Annotated in this window: 13 protein-coding genes and 1 pseudogene; 12 read left to right on the top strand and 2 right to left on the bottom strand. The window is 67.7% G+C overall.

What is annotated here, in order from left to right; all coding sequences use genetic code 11:
* The first annotated feature begins 122 nt into the window (after positions 1-122).
* From ABDV68_RS12600 to ABDV68_RS12585, 4 genes are read left to right on the top strand one after another with little or no spacing between them, the layout of a single operon-like run.
* Positions 123-1,013 (top strand): FtsX-like permease family protein, encoded by an 891-nt coding sequence (locus ABDV68_RS12600; RefSeq protein WP_343520344.1) that lies wholly within the window; start codon positions 123-125, stop codon positions 1,011-1,013.
* A 5-nt stretch (positions 1,014-1,018) separates the two neighbouring features.
* A complete protein-coding gene (locus ABDV68_RS12595) occupies positions 1,019-1,561 on the top strand; it encodes a YdcF family protein (RefSeq protein ID WP_343520345.1) in 543 nt (180 codons plus the stop codon).
* Positions 1,554-2,240: a lysophospholipid acyltransferase family protein gene (locus tag ABDV68_RS12590; protein ID WP_343520343.1), complete on the top strand. Its 687-nt coding sequence runs from the start codon at positions 1,554-1,556 to the stop codon at positions 2,238-2,240. The genes ABDV68_RS12595 and ABDV68_RS12590 overlap by 8 nt, the downstream gene beginning before the upstream one ends.
* Positions 2,241-2,270: 30 nt before the next feature.
* Entirely contained in the window at positions 2,271-2,756 is a 486-nt protein-coding gene (locus tag ABDV68_RS12585; RefSeq protein WP_343520342.1) for an anthrone oxygenase family protein, read from the top strand.
* A gap of 12 nt (positions 2,757-2,768) precedes the next feature.
* Here ABDV68_RS12585 and ABDV68_RS12580 read toward each other — a convergent pair whose 3' ends face one another.
* Both ABDV68_RS12580 and hisC read right to left on the bottom strand, forming a co-directional pair.
* Positions 2,769-3,518, bottom strand: a complete 750-nt coding sequence (locus tag ABDV68_RS12580) for a prephenate dehydrogenase/arogenate dehydrogenase family protein (RefSeq protein WP_343520341.1) — start codon at positions 3,516-3,518, stop codon at positions 2,769-2,771.
* On the bottom strand, positions 3,515-4,642 hold the full coding sequence (gene hisC, locus ABDV68_RS12575) for a histidinol-phosphate transaminase (RefSeq protein ID WP_343520340.1): 1,128 nt from the start codon (positions 4,640-4,642) through the stop codon (positions 3,515-3,517). Before hisC ends, ABDV68_RS12580 begins: the two co-directional genes overlap by 4 nt.
* A gap of 86 nt (positions 4,643-4,728) precedes the next feature.
* On the opposite strand from hisC, the gene ABDV68_RS12570 reads away from it, so the two are divergent.
* From ABDV68_RS12570 to ABDV68_RS12535, 8 genes and pseudogenes are all read left to right on the top strand, one after another.
* The gene (locus ABDV68_RS12570; protein ID WP_343520339.1) at positions 4,729-6,288 is read left to right on the top strand and encodes an FAD-dependent oxidoreductase; all 1,560 of its coding nucleotides are present in this window, start codon (positions 4,729-4,731) and stop codon (positions 6,286-6,288) included.
* 32 nt (positions 6,289-6,320) lie between these two features.
* Entirely contained in the window at positions 6,321-7,436 is a 1,116-nt protein-coding gene (locus ABDV68_RS12565) for a homoserine O-acetyltransferase (RefSeq protein ID WP_343520338.1), read from the top strand.
* Positions 7,433-7,867: a GNAT family N-acetyltransferase gene (locus tag ABDV68_RS12560; protein WP_343520336.1), complete on the top strand. Its 435-nt coding sequence runs from the start codon at positions 7,433-7,435 to the stop codon at positions 7,865-7,867. Before ABDV68_RS12565 ends, ABDV68_RS12560 begins: the two co-directional genes overlap by 4 nt.
* Positions 7,864-8,454: a methionine biosynthesis protein MetW gene (gene metW, locus ABDV68_RS12555; protein WP_343520334.1), complete on the top strand. Its 591-nt coding sequence runs from the start codon at positions 7,864-7,866 to the stop codon at positions 8,452-8,454. The genes ABDV68_RS12560 and metW overlap by 4 nt, the downstream gene beginning before the upstream one ends.
* 81 nt (positions 8,455-8,535) lie before the next feature.
* On the top strand, positions 8,536-11,865 hold the full coding sequence (locus tag ABDV68_RS12550; protein ID WP_343520333.1) for an amidohydrolase family protein: 3,330 nt from the start codon (positions 8,536-8,538) through the stop codon (positions 11,863-11,865).
* A gap of 176 nt (positions 11,866-12,041) precedes the next feature.
* Positions 12,042-15,098, top strand: coding sequence for a TonB-dependent receptor (locus ABDV68_RS12545; protein WP_343520332.1), 3,057 nt, complete (start codon positions 12,042-12,044; stop codon positions 15,096-15,098).
* Positions 15,099-15,163: 65 nt separating this feature from the next.
* Positions 15,164-15,838 carry a DUF6445 family protein gene (locus ABDV68_RS12540; RefSeq protein WP_343520331.1) on the top strand — a complete coding sequence of 225 codons (675 nt, stop codon included), beginning with the start codon at positions 15,164-15,166 and terminating at the stop codon, positions 15,836-15,838.
* A gap of 11 nt (positions 15,839-15,849) precedes the next feature.
* Positions 15,850-16,269 (top strand): annotated as a pseudogene (locus tag ABDV68_RS12535) (coagulation factor 5/8 type domain protein); the annotation flags it as partial.

Here is a 16,269-nt window from a genome sequence, read left to right as displayed (position 1 = left end):
CTTTTTGCGGGCCACTTCCTCATGATCAGCCGCATCCCCGACGCGCGGATGATGCGGATCGAAAAGGGCCGGCTGGTCGATCCCACCGGCGCGCTGCGCTATCCGCCGGGGGCGGCGCCGACATGAAGCTGCTCGTGCGCGACAAGCCCGAACGGCGCCTGCTCGACGAGAGCCGGCGCACGCGCGCGATGCTGTGGGTGATGGCGATCATGCTGTTCCTGACGGTGCTCGCCGCCGCGCTCGGCCTGGGGATGGGGCGCGCCAGCCGCGCGCTCGATCGCCAGCTCGCCGGGCGCCTCACCATCCAGCTGGTCGAGGCCGACGCCGCCCGGCGCGACGCCGGCGCGCGCCGGATCGCCGAGCGGGTGCGCGCGCTTCCGGGCGTCGAGCGCGTCGCGGAGGTCGACCGCGCGCGCCTGGCCGAGCTGCTGCAGCCGTGGCTGGGCGAAGCCGGGCTCGATGCCGATCTGCCGATGCCGGCGATGATCGACGTCGACCTCGCCTCGGGCGATGCCGCGGCAGTCGCTCGCGTGCGCGACGCCGCGCTCGCGGTTGCGCCCGCCGCGCGGATCGACCGGCATGCGCAATGGCTCTCGCCGGTGAGCAACTTCCTCATCACCATCACCTGGTTCGCGGTGGCGCTCGTGATCCTGATGGCGACCGCGACGACGATCGTCGTGCTGCTCGCCGCGCGCGGCGGGCTCGACATGCATCGCGACACGATCGCGGTGCTCCACATGCTCGGCTCGACCGACGTGCAGGTGGCGCGCCTGTTCCAGCGGCGCATCGCGTTCGATACGCTGCTCGGCGGCGCGCTCGGCACGATCGGCGCGCTGGCCGTGGTGTGGCTGCTCGGCCAGCAGGCGGCGGGGCTGGGATCGGAGCTGCTCGGCGGCGTCGCCCTGGCGCCGCTCGACTGGCTGGTACTGATCGCGCTACCGCTGGCCTTCGCGCTGCTCGCGCTGCTCGCCGCGCGGGTCGCGGTGCTCGGCACGCTGGGGAAGACGCTGTGATCGGGGTGATCTGGCGCGTCCTCGCGGTGCTCGCACTCGCTTGGGCGCTCGGCTTCGCGCTGTTCATGCTCTCGCTCGGCAAGCCGCTCGAGGCATATGTGAAGACCGACGCCATCGTCGTGCCCACCGGCGGCCCCGGCCGCATCGACCGCGGGATCGCGCTCATGCAGGCGCATGCGGCGAAGCGGATGCTGATCACCGGCACCGATCCCACCGTCCGCCCGATCGAGCTGGCGGTGGAATATCGGGCGCCGCCGCGGCTGTTCCGCTGCTGCATCGATCTCGGGCACGAGGCGGTGGATACGCGCTCCAATGCCGACGAGACTGCGGCGTGGGTGCGCCGGCGCGGCTATAAATCGGTCCGTCTCGTCACCGCCGACTGGCATCTTCCCCGCGCGAAGCTCGAGCTCGGCAACGCCCTTGGCGGCGAGGTCGAGATCCGCGGCGATGGCGTGCGCACCAATGCGCGCTTCGCCATGCTGCTGCGCGAATATCACAAATATCTGCTGCGCCGCGTCGCGTTGCTGTTCGGGCTCGGCAATGGCTGACCGGCTGCGCAGCGCTGCCTTCGCGCTCTTCTTCTATGGCCTGTCGGTGCCGATCGTGCTGGGCACGCCGGTCGTGGCGCTGTTCGGCACGCGCATCCTGCGTGGCTATTGCATCGGCTGGGCGCGGCTCGGGGTGTGGTCGGCACGGCACATCGCTGGGATCCGCATCCAGGTTGACGGCCAGCGCGCGGCCGGGCCGGCGCTCTATGCCGCCAAGCACCAGGCGATGTTCGAGACGATGGCGCTCGCCATCATGCTCGACGCGCCGGCGATCGTGATGAAGCGCGAGCTCGCGCGCATCCCGCTCTGGGGCTGGGCGGCGCGGCGCTACGGCGTGATCGTGGTCGATCGCGCCGCCAACGCCAAGGCGCTGCGGCAGATGATGCGGGAGGCGCGGGAGGCGATGGGCGAGGGCCGGTCGGTGCTGATCTTTCCGGAAGGAACGCGCGTCGCGCCGGGCGAGACGCCGCCGCTACGTTCGGGCTTTGCGGGTCTCTACCGGGCACTTAGTCTAGCGGTGGTACCCGTCGCGCTCGACAGCGGCAGGCTGTGGCCACGGCGCGGTCCGAAACGGAGCGGAGTCGTCACCTTCAGTTTCGGCGCGCCGATTGCGCCCGGCCTGCCGCGCGCCGATGCCGAAGCCGCGGTACACAGGGGGATCAACGCGCTCGAATCCTGAGGCGTGCGACGAAACAGAGGGAAATGGATCATGACGGCCAGCCTGCTCGAACTTCCCGTCCTTGTCGCCGCGATCGGCGCCTTCATCATCGCCGGCGTCTTCTACGGTTTCTCGACCTTCATCATGCAGGCGCTTGCCCGCGTGCCGGTGGCCGAGGGCATCCGCGCGATGCAGTCGATCAACGTCGCGGTGATCACGCCGCTGTTCCTCGGGGTGTTCATGGGCACGGCGCTGCTGTTGCTGGTGCTGGCCGTGGCCGCGGCGCTGCACCTCGGCCGCCCGGCCGCTCCCTACGTGATTCTCGGCGCGATCTGCTACGTCTTCGGCTGCTTCGTGCTGACGATGGGACGCAACGTCCCGCTCAACGACGCGCTCGCGCGCGTCGATCCGGACAGCGAGCTGGGTGCGGCTTTATGGGCGCGCTATTTGCGCGACTGGACGTGGTGGAATCATGTCCGCACCTTCGCCTCGTTCGTCGCCGCGGTGGTTCTCACTTATGCCTGGGCGGTGAGCTAGGGGACCGCGCCATCAATCCGCGCTGCTGGCGTTGCCCGCCTTGAGGCTGCGCGCGAGCAGGCCGTTGGCCTCGGCGATGAACTGGCGCGTGATCTCCTCCGCGAACGGGTTGAGGTTCTGGATCGCGAAGAACAGCTCCTCGGTATCGTCGCGGATCAGCCCGCACAGCTCGAGCAGATGCTGGTAGCTGTGAGTCTTGAGCTCTTCGTCGGGAATGCGGATGTTGACCAGGGTGCGCCCGATGAGGTGGGTGAGCGCCTGGACATAGGCCATCTCGCGGTCATGCTCCTCGGCGGTGGTGACCGACACCGCGAGGCCGAGGCTGCGGCCGAACTCGGCGACCTTGTGATGCGCCTCGCCGCGCACCTGGCACACGACCAGCGGCAGGCCGGCAAGGCCGCCGCGCGCGCTCTGCGGCCCGAATAGGGGATGGGTGGCGACGATGTCGACGCTCTCGGGCAATATCTCGCGCATCCAGCGCGCGGGCAGCATCTTGACCGAGGCGACGTCGAGCACCAGCGCGCCGGGGCGGAGCAGCGGGGCAATCGCGGCGATCGTCGCCGCCATCGCCTGCACCGGCACCGCCAGCATCACGACATCGCTTGCCGCGGCCTGCTCGAGCGTGCCGGCGTGCACGCCGAGCGCCGCGGCCGGATCGGCGATGTCGGCGCGGTCGGTCACCGTGACCGCGAAGTGACCGCGCAGATGCCGTGCGGCGAGCTGTCCGAACCGGCCGAAGCCGATGATCCCGAAGCTTTTCATTCCGCCGTGGTGTCGCCGCGCGCGTCCGCCACGAGCCGCTTGAGGATGCCCGCCACCGCGCGCGTCTCGTCTTCGGTGCCGATCGTGATGCGCAGGCCGTGCGGCAGCCCCTGGCCGGGCAGCCAGCGCACGATATAGCCTGCCTCCATCAGCCCCTTGTACGCGGCCTCCGCGGTCAGCGCGCCCTCGAACAGGACCAGGATGAAGTTCGCCTGGCTCGGCACCGCGCGAAGACCGGCGTTGCCGAGCTTGGCGATCTCGTCCGCGAACCAGCGCCGCCATTGGGCATTGTGCGCGCGGGTGCGCTCGACGAACGCCGTGTCGCCGAGCGCCGCGATCGCCGCCGCGGTGCCCGCGATGGTGATGCTGAAGGGCAGGCGGATGCGGTGCATCGCCTCGATGATCTCGGCCGAGGCATAGCCCCAGCCGATCCGCTCGGCGGCGAGGCCGTAGAGCTTGGAGAAGGTGCGCGTCACCAGCACGTTGGGCGCGGTCTTGGCGAGTTCCATCCCGCCGTCGTCGATCTCGCCCTCGATATACTCGGCATAGGCATGGTCGAGCACGAGCAGGATGTCGGAGCGCAGGCTGGCGTGCAGCCGCGCGATCTCCTCGCGGCTGGCATAGGTGCCGGTCGGGTTGTTGGGGTTGGCGATGAAGACGATCCGGGTCTTGTCGGTCACGCATGCCAGGATCGCGTCGACATCGGTCGCATAGTCGTTGTCGGGCGCGATCACCGGGGTCGCGCCGACGCGGCGCGTGGCGATCGGATAGACCGAGAAGCCGTAATTCACATAGATGATCTCGTCGCCCGGCCCGGCAAAGGCGCCGGCGGCGAGGTGCAGCACCTCGTCCGAGCCGTTGCCGTAGATGATCCGCGCGGGATCGAGGCCGTGGAGCTCGGCGAGCGCCTCGCGCAGCTCCGTACCGCTGGCATCCGGATAGCGTTCGAGATTGTCCGCCATGCTGACGAACGCCGCGCGCGCCGCGGGCGAGGTGCCGAGCGGGTTCTCGTTCGACGAGAGCTTGATCGCCTTGCGGCCGTCATCGGTCTTGGAGCGCCCGGGCACATAGGGGGCGATCTCCATGATCCAGGGCATGGGCCGGGGCTTGAGGGGTGCGTTCATGGGCGGGCGATGGCCGAAGCGGGTAAGAATGGCAAGGTTTGCGCAATCGCTCCATGCTAGGCCGCGCATGGAACAGGGGATGATCGATGCGTGGAAGCGAAACGCTGTGGCGCGCGCTGGAGCTGGCGCGGCGGGATGACCTGGCGGCGCGGGGCGAAGCGCCGCCACGCCCGGGCCATGGCGGGATCGGGCGCCGCGCATTGCTCCAGGGCATGGCGGCGAGTGGCGTCGCGGCCGGACTTCCCGTGCCCGCGCTCGCGCTTCCGCCGTCGGGCCGGGTCGCGATCGTCGGCGGCGGGATCGCCGGGCTCTCGGCGCTGCACCACCTGGCAAAGGAGGGCATCGATGCGCGGCTCTACGAGGCGCGCAACCGCCTCGGCGGGCGCATGTACACCCAGCGCACCGCCGAGGGGCAGCTGTTCGAGGCGGGCGGCCAGCTCGTCAATTCGGACCATGACGACATCCATGCGCTGGCGAGGGAATTCGCGGTGCCGCTGATCGACCGCAAATCCGGTCCGCATCACTCGGTCGTGCTCGCCGACGGCGCGGTCGCGTCGCAGGCGGAGCTGGCGCGGCTCCTCGGCCCGCTCGCCGCGCGGATCGCACGTGATTCCGAAGCGGTCGACGCCAATCCGCGTGCCGCCGCGGTGATCGACCGGCTGTCAGTCGCGCAATATCTGGACCGTCACGCCGAGCTGATCCGCGATCCGCGCATCCGCGCGCTGATCGAATCGAGCATCCGCACCGAGTACGGCGCCGAGCCGCACCAGGCCTCGGCACTGCAACTGATCTTCAACCTGCCCACCGTGAAGGGCGAGCATGTCGAGGTACTTGCCGGCAGCGACGAGCGCTACGTGATTGCGGGGGGCTCGGGCCGGCTGGCCGAGGCGATCGCGCAGGCGCATCGCGACCGGATCGAGACCGGGCGGCGGTTGCGCGCGATCCGCGAGACGGGCGGCGGGATGCGGCTTGAGTTTCTGGACGGCGCCAGCGTCGAGGCCGACATGGTGATCGTCGCGGTCCCCGCTCCGCTCCTGCGCCAGATCGACTTCGCCGTTCCGCTCCCCGCGCGCTGGCGCGAGTTCGTGGCGCAGGCCGATCTCGGCCGGAACGAGAAGGTGCAGGTCACGACCTCGGCGACTCCTTGGACGGAGGTGCTCGGCACCGGCGGCGAGCTGTGGGACACCGCCTCGCCCTATTCGCTCGGCTGGGACGGCACGCTCAAGGGTGTGGACGGCGGCAAGCCGGTGTGGAACTGGTTCCTCGGCGGGTATCAGGTCGCGGCCGCCACCGCCGCACCCGACGCCCTAGCCGCAGCGCTCGCGCAACGCTCCGAGCCTGCCATTCCCGGTATCGCCCAAGCGGTGGCGGGCGGCATGGTTCGCCGCACCAACTGGTGCAACGACGCGCTGACGCTCGGCGCCTATACCAACAGCGCGCCGGGCCAGCTCACGCGCTTCGGCCCGCTGTTCTGGATCGAGTCCGACGATGCAGGCGAGCGCCAACAGGCCATCGCCGGCCGCCTGATCTTCGCGGGCGAGCACGTCTCGGACGCGTGGGTCGGCTTCATGAACGGTGGCGCGCAGACCGGCCGACTCGCGGCGCAAGCGGTGATCACCGCGCGGTCCCGCCGCCGCGCCGCTTGAACGCGAGCCTCCGCATCCCTAGTCAGACGCGCATGTCCGACGACCAGCGTTTCGGCCTATCGCGTCACGTCACCCTGCCCGGGCCGCTGCGGCTCGACGGCGGCGTGCTGCTCTCGCCCGTCGAAATCGCCTACGAGACTTACGGCGATCTCGCGCCCGACGGCGGCAACGCGATCCTGATCTGCCATGCGCTGACCGGCGACCAGCATGTCGCTTCGCCGCATCCGGTGACGGGCAAGCCCGGCTGGTGGACGCGGATGGTGGGGCCGGGCAAGCCGGTCGATCCCGAGCGGCATTTCATCGTCTGCGCCAATGTGCTGGGCAGCTGCATGGGTACGTCAGGGCCGGCGACGGTCAACCCGGCGACCGGCCAGCCCTGGGGCATGAGCTTCCCGGTCATCACGATCCGCGACATGGTCCGCGCACAGGCGATGCTGCTCGACCATCTCGGCGTCGGGCGGCTGAAGGCCGTGGTCGGCGGATCGATGGGGGGCATGCAGGCGCTGAGCTGGCCCGCGACCTTTCCAGACCGGGTCGAGGCCGCTGTGGTGATCGCCTCCACCGCGCGCCACTCCGCGCAGAACATCGCCTTCCACGAGGTCGGCCGCCAGGCGGTGATGGCCGATCCGCGCTGGAACGGTGGCGCCTATTATGACGGCGAGCCGCCCGCCGCGGGCCTCGCGGTGGCACGCATGGCGGCGCATATCACTTATCTCTCCGAAGCGGGGCTGACCGAGAAGTTCGGCCGCCGGCTGCAGGCGCGTGAGGCCAAGTCGTTCGGCTTCGACGCCGATTTCCAGATCGAGAGCTATCTGCGTCATCAGGGGCTGAGCTTCGTCGACCGCTTCGATGCAAACGCCTATCTCTACATCACCCGTGCGATGGACTATTTCGATTTGGCCGAGGAGCATGGCGGCACGCTTGCCAACGCATTCCGCGAGACCAGAGCGCGCTTCTGCCTGGTCAGCTTCGACACCGACTGGCTCTACCCGACCCGCGAATCCCGCGCGATCGTCCATGCGCTCAATGCCGCCGGCGCGCCGGTCAGCTTCGTCGAGCTGTCCTCGCCGTTCGGCCATGACGCGTTCCTGCTCGAGGCGCCCCAGCTCAACCGCGTGGTCGACGGCTTCCTGAGGGCGGGCCGATGACGGACGGCTATGACGTCGGCCTCGATCCGGCGCGGCTTCAGCTCGACGTGATCCACGGCTTCATCGCCCAGACCTATTGGGCGCGGGACATCCCGCGCGAGACCATGGCGCGGGCGATCGCCAACTCGGTCTGCGTCGGCGCCTATCGCGGCGACGCGCAGGTCGGCTTCGCGCGCGCCGTCACCGACCGTGCGACCTTCGCCTATCTCGCCGACGTCTTCGTGCTGCCCGAGCACGGCGGCAAGGGGCTGGCCAAGGCGATGGTGCTGGCGTTGCACGAACACCCGGAGCTGCGGAACCTGCGCCGCTGGATGCTGGCGACCCGCGACGCGCATCGCGTCTATGCCGCTCTGGGCTGGGCGCCGATCGCCGATCCCGAATTGTTCATGCAGCGCCACGATCCGGACGTCTATCGGCGGGGTACGGCATGACCGGCCTCCGCCCCGACCTCGCGATCATCGCCGCCAATGTGAGCCCGGGCAGCCGCGTGCTCGATGTCGGCTGCGGCGACGGCGCGCTGATGGCGGCGCTGCGTGACGAGCGGCAATGCGATGCGCGCGGGCTCGAGATCGATCCGGCCAATGTCGCCGCCGCGGTCGGGCGCGGCCTGTCGGTGATCCAGGGCGATGCCGATCGCGACCTCGCCGACTATCCCGACGCCAGCTTCGACTATGCGATCCTCAGCCAGACGCTGCAGACCACGATGTACCCGCATCACGTGCTCGATCACCTGTTGCGGATCGGCGAGCGGGCGGTCGTCTCCTTCCCCAATTTCGCGCACTGGCGCGTGCGGTTGTCGCTGCTGTGGGGCGGGCGGATGCCGGTGACTCGGCTGCTGCCCGTCGCCTGGTACGAGACGCCCAACATCCATCACGTCACCGTGGACGATTTCCGCGCCTATGTCCGCGAGCGCGGCATCACGGTCGAGCAGGCCTGGTTCCTGTCGAACGGCGAGCGCACCACATCGGCGGCGGCGAACTTCCTCGCCGAGCATGCGGTGTTCCTGCTGCGGCGCTAGCTTTTCGACCAAGCGCTGATGACGGCGACGGTTTCGCCCGTTACCACTCCCGTCCGCAACAGGTTTCAGGGGGCTTCTCGCATGCGTCACTCGGTCGCCGGCGTCCTCGCCGCGCTCTTCGTTCTCGGCCAGGCCCAGGCGCAACAGCAGCAGAACCCGCGTCCGGTCGAGCAGACCGAAGCCCCCGAGGACAAGGCGACGGATCCTGACAAGCAGCCGCTCCCCGTGCCCCAGCCCGGCGCGACCCCTGTCGCCTCGGCTTCGCCCGCGCCCGCGCCCAAGGCCGAGAAGCCCAAATGGGACGTCAACGCGCCCGCCGGTGCGGTGCTGCGCCAGGCGCGCATCGATACCGACGAGGGCACCTGGATGGATGTCGACGTCAGCCCGGACGGCCGCAGCCTCGCCTTCACCCTGCTTGGCGACATCTACACCATGCCGATCGCCGGCGGCACGCCGACCCGCATCGCCGAGGGGCTCGCCTGGGAGGTGCAGCCGCGCTTCTCGCCCGACGGCCGCCGCATCGCCTTCACCTCCGATCGCGGAGGCGGCGACAATATCTGGATCATGAACGCCGACGGCAGCGACAAGCGCCAGCTGACCAAGGAGGATTTCCGCCTCCTTAACCAGCCGAGCTGGTCGCCCGATGGCCAGTATCTCGTCGCCAAGAAGCATTTCACCACCGGCCGCTCGCTCGGCACCGGCGAGGTGTGGCTCTACCATGTCTCGGGCGGCAGCGGCGTCCGGCTGGTCAAGCGCGTCAACGAGAGGCACCAGAAGGAGCTGGGCGAGCCGGTCTATGCCGCCGACGGCAAGTCGGTCTTCTTCACGCGCAACATCACGCCCGGCCCGATCTTCGAATATGCGCAGGATTCGAACACCAACCTCTTCAACATCGAGCGCTACGACCTCGAGACCGGCGAGACGACCACCGCCGTGAGCGGCCTTGGCGGTTCGGTGCGCCCCACGCCCTCGCCCGACGGCACCAAGATCGCATTTGTCCGCCGCGAGGCGACCAAGTCGAAGCTCTACGTCAAGGACCTGGTTTCGGGCGAAGAGCGCAAGATCTACGACGCGCTCGACCAGGACGTGCAGGAGACCTGGGCGGTCACCGGCGTCTATCCCAACATGGACTGGACGCCCGACGGCAAGTCGATCGTGTTCTGGGCCGGCGGCAAGCTCCGCCGCGTCGGTGCCGACGGCGCGAACGCCGCGGTGATCCCGTTCCACGTTGCCGACACCCGCGCGGTCGCCGGCGCGCCGCATCCCCAGATCGAGGTGGCGCCGGCGAGCTTCACGACCAAGATGACTCGCTTCGCCGCGGTGTCGCCCGATGGCGGCCGGGTGGTGTTCGAGGAGCTGGGCAAGCTGTGGATCCGACCAGTGTCGGGCGGCGCGCCTCGGCGGCTGACCAGCCTGGCAGATGACGCCGGGTTCGAGCTCTACCCGTCCTGGTCGCGCGACGGCCGTTCGATCGTGTTCGTCGAGTGGAGCGACGCGAAGCTCGGCCGCATCCGCACCGTTTCTGCCACGGGCGGCGCGGCACGCGACGTGACGACTCAGCCCGGCCTCTACGCGCGGCCACATTTCTCGCCCGACGGCCGCACCATCGTGTTCGAGAAGGCGGCAGGCGGCGGTCTCACCGCGCCCGGCTGGTCGAACGACCCTGGCGTCTATCGCGTCGCCGCCGCGGGCGGCGCGCCGCAACTGGTCGCGCGCGGCATGGCACGGCCGCAGTTCGGCGCATCGAGCGACCGCCTGTTCATGACCGAGGCGGGCGAGGACAAGCTCCAGCTCGTCTCCACCGATCTGAACGGCGAGAGCAAGCGAGTCCATGCGACGGGCGAGCTCGCCAACGACTTCATTGTCGCGCCCGACGGCAGGAGCATCGCCTTCCGCCAGAACTACCAGGTGTTCGCGATGCCGCTCATGCCGGGCGGGCAGGAAGCGGCGGTCGGGCCCAAGGCCGATGCGCTTCCCGTGGTCCGCGTCAGCACCGATGGCGCCGACTATATCCACTGGTCCGGCGACGGGTCGCGTCTCCACTGGAGCATGGGACCGACGCTGTTCACGGCGGACCGCAGCAGTTTCTTCGCCAACGCCCCGGGCACGGCCAAAGCCGCCGTCCCGACGCGCACGACCTCGCTCGCGATGGAGGTGAAGGCGGCCAAGCCCACGGGGCGTATCGCGCTCACCGGCGCGCGCGTGGTGACGATGGCCGGCGCCGATGGCGGGATCATCGACAATGCCACAATCGTGATCGAGGGCGACCGCATCGTCCAGGTAGCGCCGACCGCCGCGATCCAGCTGCCCGCGGGCACCAGGACGATCGACGTCACCGGCAAGACGATCATCCCGGGGTTGGTCGATGCGCACGCGCACGGCCCCTATGGCACCGACGATCTCGTGCCGCAGCAGAACTGGTCGCTCGTCCAGAACCTCGCGCTCGGCACGACCACGATCCACGACCCTTCGAGCCAGGCGAGCCTCGTCTTCACCGCGCAACAGATGCAGCGTGCGGGCAAGATCCTGGGTCCGCGCATCTTCTCGACCGGCGAGATCGTCTATGGCGCCAAGAACGCCGACGTCTATGCCGAGATCAACAGCTATGAGGACGCGCTCGCCCACGTCCGCCGCCTGAAGGCGCAGGGCGCGCATTCGGTGAAGAACTACAACCAGCCGCGCCGCGAGCAGCGTCAGATGGTCGTCGCCGCCGCGCGCGCCGAGAACATGCAGGTGGTTGCGGAGGGCGGCTCGCTGTTCGGCATGGACATGAACCTGATCGCCGACGGCAACTCGACGCTCGAGCACAACATCCCGGCCGACATCTTCTACCGCGACGTGCTGCAGCTGTTCGGCCAGTCGGACACCAACTACACGCCGACACTGGTGGTGAGCTATGGCGGGCTCGCCGGCGATCCCTATTGGCGCCAGGCGACCGATGTGTGGAAGAACCCGCTGATGGTCCACACGCCGCCAGCGCGGCTGCGCGCGGACACGATGCGCGTGACCAAGGCGCCCGAGGACAATTTCGTCGACGACGACAATGCCCGCGAGGCGAAAAAGGTCGCCGCGGCGGGCAAGCTGGTCTCGATCGGCGCGCACGGGCAGCAGGCCGGGATCGGCCCGCACTGGGAGCTGTGGTCGTTCGTGCGCGGCGGCATGACGCCGCTCGAGGCGCTGCGCGCCGGCACGATCGATTCCGCCAGGTCGCTCGGCTTCGCCAAGGACATCGGCTCGATCGAGGCCGGCAAGCTCGCCGACCTGGTGGTGCTCGACGCCGATCCGGTCGCCGACATCCGCAACAGCGACAAGGTCCACCGCGTGATGCTCGGCGGGCGGATGTACGATCCGCGGACGATGAACGAGGCCGAGACCGGCACCGCCAAGCGCCGGCCCTATTGGTGGGAATGAGGACCTGTGGCCCGGATGTCGCACATCCGGGCCATGCTACCCGTAGCGGCAACTCCCTGTGCAAAGGCGATTGACAACGTAGTCATAAAGAGGTTTGTGGGACGGGTGTCAGGAGATGTGAAAAGCTCCAGCGACGCTGTAACCGGTTACATCGCCGGTTTTTAGGGGAGAGAATGATGACGGACTTTCGCAGCAAGCGTTCGATTCTCGTTCGCGGGATTTCGGCTGGCGCCTTCGCCGCCGCGCTGATGGTCAGCACCTCGGCGTTCGCACAGACCACCTCCGCATTGCGCGGCCATGTCGAGGGGGCTTCGGCCGGCACGGCGGTCACCATCACCGATAACAACACCGGACAGACCGTCACCGCGACCGTCGATGCCAGCGGCAACTATTTCGTGCCCGGCCTGCGTCCCGGTACCTATCGCGTGGAAGCGCCGGGGATCGAGGCGGAAACGGTTGTCGTTCCCGTCGGGCAAACCGTCGTCTATGACATTGCGCCGCCGGCGCCCGCGAGCACCGGCGGCCAGGAAGTGGTCGTGACCGGCCGCCGCGGCCGCAACGAGGTGCGTACGGCGACGATCACCACCAACGTCTCTCCCCAGCAAATCGAGAATCTGCCGCAGAACGACCGCAACTTTCTGAACTTCGCGGCGCTGGCGCCGGGCGTCACCGTGTCGCCCTCGGGCAGCAATCGGCAGGTGCAGGCGGGCGCGGTGAGCCCAGACCAGACCAACGTGTTCATCGACGGGCTCAGCATGAAGAACCCGATCAACCATGGCGGTCTTTCGGGTCAGAATTTCTCGGAAGGGAATCCCTTCCCGCAGCTCGCGATCCAGGAATTCGCGGTTAATACGCAGAACTTCAAGGCCGAGTATGAGCAGGCCGGATCCGCCATCATCACCGCGGTCACCAAGACCGGCGGTCAGGAGCTCCATGGCACGCTGTTCGGAGAATGGCAGCCCAAGGCGTTCTTCGGTCGACCTTATTTCGATAGGCCGGGCAAGGCGAACAATCGGGACGGTTCCAGGGAGAAGCCGGACTATAGCCGCTGGCAATATGGCGCCGATCTGGGCGGGCCGATCATCAAGGACGTGCTGCATTTCTACGGTGCGTTCGAAGCGACCGACAAGGTCAAGCCGTCGGGGAATGTCGACTTGCGGCCGCCGGTGCCGGCGAACCTGATCTCCGAATTTAACGGCAGCTATCCGCAGGATTTCAATCAGAAGCTCTATTTTGGCAAGCTGACCCTGTTCGCCTCGTCGCAGGATACAATCAATCTCTCGGCATTCATCCGCGACGAATCCAACATCGGCGGCATCGGCGGCACCTCGGTGCCGAGCCATGGCGGCCCGATCAACAACAAGGTCAAGACCTTCCAGGCCGACTGGAGCCATCGCGGCGACAATTGGCTCAACGAACTCTTCCTTTCGTACAGCGTCGTCGAGAACGGCGCGCGGCGCGGAAGCGAGGGGCCTGAGATCGTGCTTTCGGCGGGCACCGACTTCGGCACTGTCGCGGCGCTCGGCGCAGGCAGCTTCGAGCAGAACGATTCCCAAAAGTCCTGGACAATCAAGAACAACGTTACGTTCTATGGGGGCGCACACACGGTCAAGGCTGGCGTTAAGGTCGCGATCAACAAATATGAACGGCTCGAGGACAATCGTAGCAACGGCGGCTATTTCTTCACTGCTGCGAACTATACCGGTTTCGATACGAGCACCCCTTATGGCGCGCGCATTAACGTCCTCGATTTCGAGCCGGGGCGCGCGAACAATACCCAGATCGGCGTGTTCGTGCAGGATGACTGGGCGCTCGACGATCACTGGACCTTCAATCTCGGTCTGCGCTGGGATTTCGAAACCAACGCCAAGAACGAGAATTTCGTAACGCCGACCGATGTCGCGACGGCGCTCCGGAACTATCCGGGCTGGAAGGCGGCCGGGATCAATCCCGAGGACTATATCTCGACCGGTGACAATCGCGATCCCTTCTGGGGCGCGTTCCAGCCGCGCATCGGCATCAGCTACGATGTGAACGGCGATCGGGACCTGGTCTTTTTCGCCGGCGCAGGCCGCTATTATGATCGCCCGCTGTTCATCACGTCCGGGATCGAGACGATCAAGAGCCGGCACGAACGCGTCGTCCAGGCCAATTTCTGCACGGAAGGCGGCACCGGGGGCATCGCCAATTGTGCGACGCTGCGCGCCGGCAATGGGGGCGTCCTTCCACGCGACACGTTGGTGTGGAACCCGGCCTATCGCGACGTCGAGGCGCTGCGCGCCGCGGCAGCCGGGTTGGGCACCGGCGGCGACATCTGGCTGCTCAATAACGAGACCAAGCTGCCCTATTCGGATCAGTTCAACATCGGCGTGCGCAAGCGGTTCGGCGAGGTCCAAACCGCGCTCACCTATTCGCACATCCGCAGCCACAACATCTTCCGCTTTGTGCGCGGCAACCGCTTCTCGAATGGCTGGTACAGCCGTTTCCTGCAGCGTGATGCGGGCGGCAACGTGATCGGCTGCACCGACGGCGGCAATACCTGGATTCAGGACAATTTTCCGGATGTGGACTATGCGGCATGCCCGGCGACGCAAGGCGATCTGGCCGGCTTCAATGGCAAGCTCAATATCGGCGACAATAGCGGCAAGGCAGTCTACAACGCGATCTACCTGACCGCGGAAAAGCCGTTCACCGCCAATTCGCGCTGGGGTTTCTCCGCTGCGCTTACCGTGCAGTTCGCCCGTACCAACGTGGCGCAGGAACTCGCCAATAATGACGAGTTCTACAATGGTCCGGCGGTGGACGCCTACGGCTGGGGGTGGGTGCAGGGAGTCGAGAAATATCGTTTCGTCGGCACGGGGATCTTCCGCGGCCCGTTCGATACGGTGATATCGGGCACGTTGACCATGAGTTCGGGTCCGGCGTTCGGCAACGTCATCTTTGGGCTGCCGAACCAGCCACAGGAGGCCTGCTGCTATGGCAACATGGGCGGCGTGTTCTTCCCCGATACGATTCTGGGCTACGAGACCCTCGACCTGCGCATCGCGAAGAACTTCAAGCTACCCTGGGGGCATGATCTTGAAGCCAGCTTCGCAGCGTTCAACGTTTTCGACACGGTCAATCGCAACTATTCGGCCTGGGGCGCCGGCAGCGGTGTCGATCCGACGTTCCGGGAAAATGGCACGGTCGGTAATGCGCGTAGCTTCCAGGCGGGCCTCAGATACAAGTTCTGATCTGCGGATAATTCGGGGGAGGAGGCCGTCGCTTCCTTCCCCATTTCCTTCCGGCGGGAGCGCAGGTGACACCCGAGCTGCACCGTTTTGGCCAGAGCCGGCAACCAGTCGTCACGGTCGACGGGATCACCGGCGACGTGGCATCGATCGTCGCCACCGCCGCCCGGCTCGCGCCGTTTCCGCCGAGCCAGACCTATTATCCCGGCCTGCGCCGCATCTTCACCCGGGCCGATGCCGACGCCAACGCCTATGCGCATGGCCTGCTCGAAGCCGCCGCGCCGTTCATCGCCGGCGCGTTCGATATCGACAGCTTCGACCTGATCGAGGCGAGCTTCTCGATCGTCACCGCGCCGCCCGAAGCGCTCGGGCCGCCGCAGCGCGTGCCGCACTTCGATTCGACCGATCCGGGCTATGTCGCGCTGCTGCACTATCTCACGGACTTGCCGGGTACCGGCACGGCATTCTACCGCCAGCGCGCGACCGGGATCGAAGTGCTCGACGAGACCAACCGCGACACCTTCATCACCGCCGCCAAGGCGGAGAGCGTCGAACTCGACGGCTACATCAACGCCAGCAACGCGCATTTCGAGCAGATCGGCCGCATCGAGGCCAGGCCCGACCGACTCGTCATCTATCGCGGCGCACTGCTCCATTCGGGAATCATTCCCCACGGCATGAAGCTGAGCGCCGACCCGCGCCAGGGCCGGCTCACCGCCAATCTGTTCATCTACCTCCGCTGAGGACCCGGACGATGCTCAAGCATGCCCTCGTGTTCACCGCGCTGATCGGCACCGCCGCGGGCGCGCAGCCGGGCAAGCGCACTTACGCCAACCCGATCGACATCGACTATCGCTACAATTTCGAGCAGGTGAACGAGGGCATCTCCTACCGCACCGGCGCGGATCCGGTGGTCGTCCGGCACAAGGGCGCCTTCTACCTCTTCCAGACGCTCGCCGATGGCTATTGGCGCTCGACTGACCTCGTCGACTGGCAATTCATCACCCCCAGCCGCTGGGAGAATGACAGCTTCGTCGCGCCCGCCGCCTGGTCGGACGGCGAGCGGCTCTACCTCATGCCCTCGATGATGGAGCCGGGCGCGATCTACGTCAGCGACGCGCCCGAGACCGGCAAGCTCGACTATTTCGTGCGCCGCATGCCGCGCCTGCCCGGC

The organism is Sphingomonas sp., from assembly GCF_039595165.1.
Classification (GTDB): domain Bacteria; phylum Pseudomonadota; class Alphaproteobacteria; order Sphingomonadales; family Sphingomonadaceae; genus Sphingomonas.
The sequence above is the reverse complement of the archived record's forward strand: the minus strand, read 5'-3'. Positions and strand labels throughout refer to the sequence as shown.

What these genes read in the sequence shown, in the direction of transcription:
- ABDV68_RS12580 (WP_343520341.1), bottom strand. Translation starts at nt 3,518, where the DNA reads ATGAAAAGCTTCGGGATCATCGGCTTCGGCCGGTTCGGACAGCTCGCC.
- ABDV68_RS12600 (WP_343520344.1), top strand. Translation starts at nt 123, where the DNA reads ATGAAGCTGCTCGTGCGCGACAAGCCCGAACGGCGCCTGCTCGACGAG.
- ABDV68_RS12565 (WP_343520338.1), top strand. Translation starts at nt 6,321, where the DNA reads ATGTCCGACGACCAGCGTTTCGGCCTATCGCGTCACGTCACCCTGCCC.
- ABDV68_RS12560 (WP_343520336.1), top strand. Translation starts at nt 7,433, where the DNA reads ATGACGGACGGCTATGACGTCGGCCTCGATCCGGCGCGGCTTCAGCTC.
- metW (WP_343520334.1), top strand. Translation starts at nt 7,864, where the DNA reads ATGACCGGCCTCCGCCCCGACCTCGCGATCATCGCCGCCAATGTGAGC.
- ABDV68_RS12545 (WP_343520332.1), top strand. Translation starts at nt 12,042, where the DNA reads ATGACGGACTTTCGCAGCAAGCGTTCGATTCTCGTTCGCGGGATTTCG.
- ABDV68_RS12570 (WP_343520339.1), top strand. Translation starts at nt 4,729, where the DNA reads ATGCGTGGAAGCGAAACGCTGTGGCGCGCGCTGGAGCTGGCGCGGCGG.
- ABDV68_RS12550 (WP_343520333.1), top strand. Translation starts at nt 8,536, where the DNA reads ATGCGTCACTCGGTCGCCGGCGTCCTCGCCGCGCTCTTCGTTCTCGGC.
- hisC (WP_343520340.1), bottom strand. Translation starts at nt 4,642, where the DNA reads ATGAACGCACCCCTCAAGCCCCGGCCCATGCCCTGGATCATGGAGATC.
- ABDV68_RS12585 (WP_343520342.1), top strand. Translation starts at nt 2,271, where the DNA reads ATGACGGCCAGCCTGCTCGAACTTCCCGTCCTTGTCGCCGCGATCGGC.
- ABDV68_RS12590 (WP_343520343.1), top strand. Translation starts at nt 1,554, where the DNA reads ATGGCTGACCGGCTGCGCAGCGCTGCCTTCGCGCTCTTCTTCTATGGC.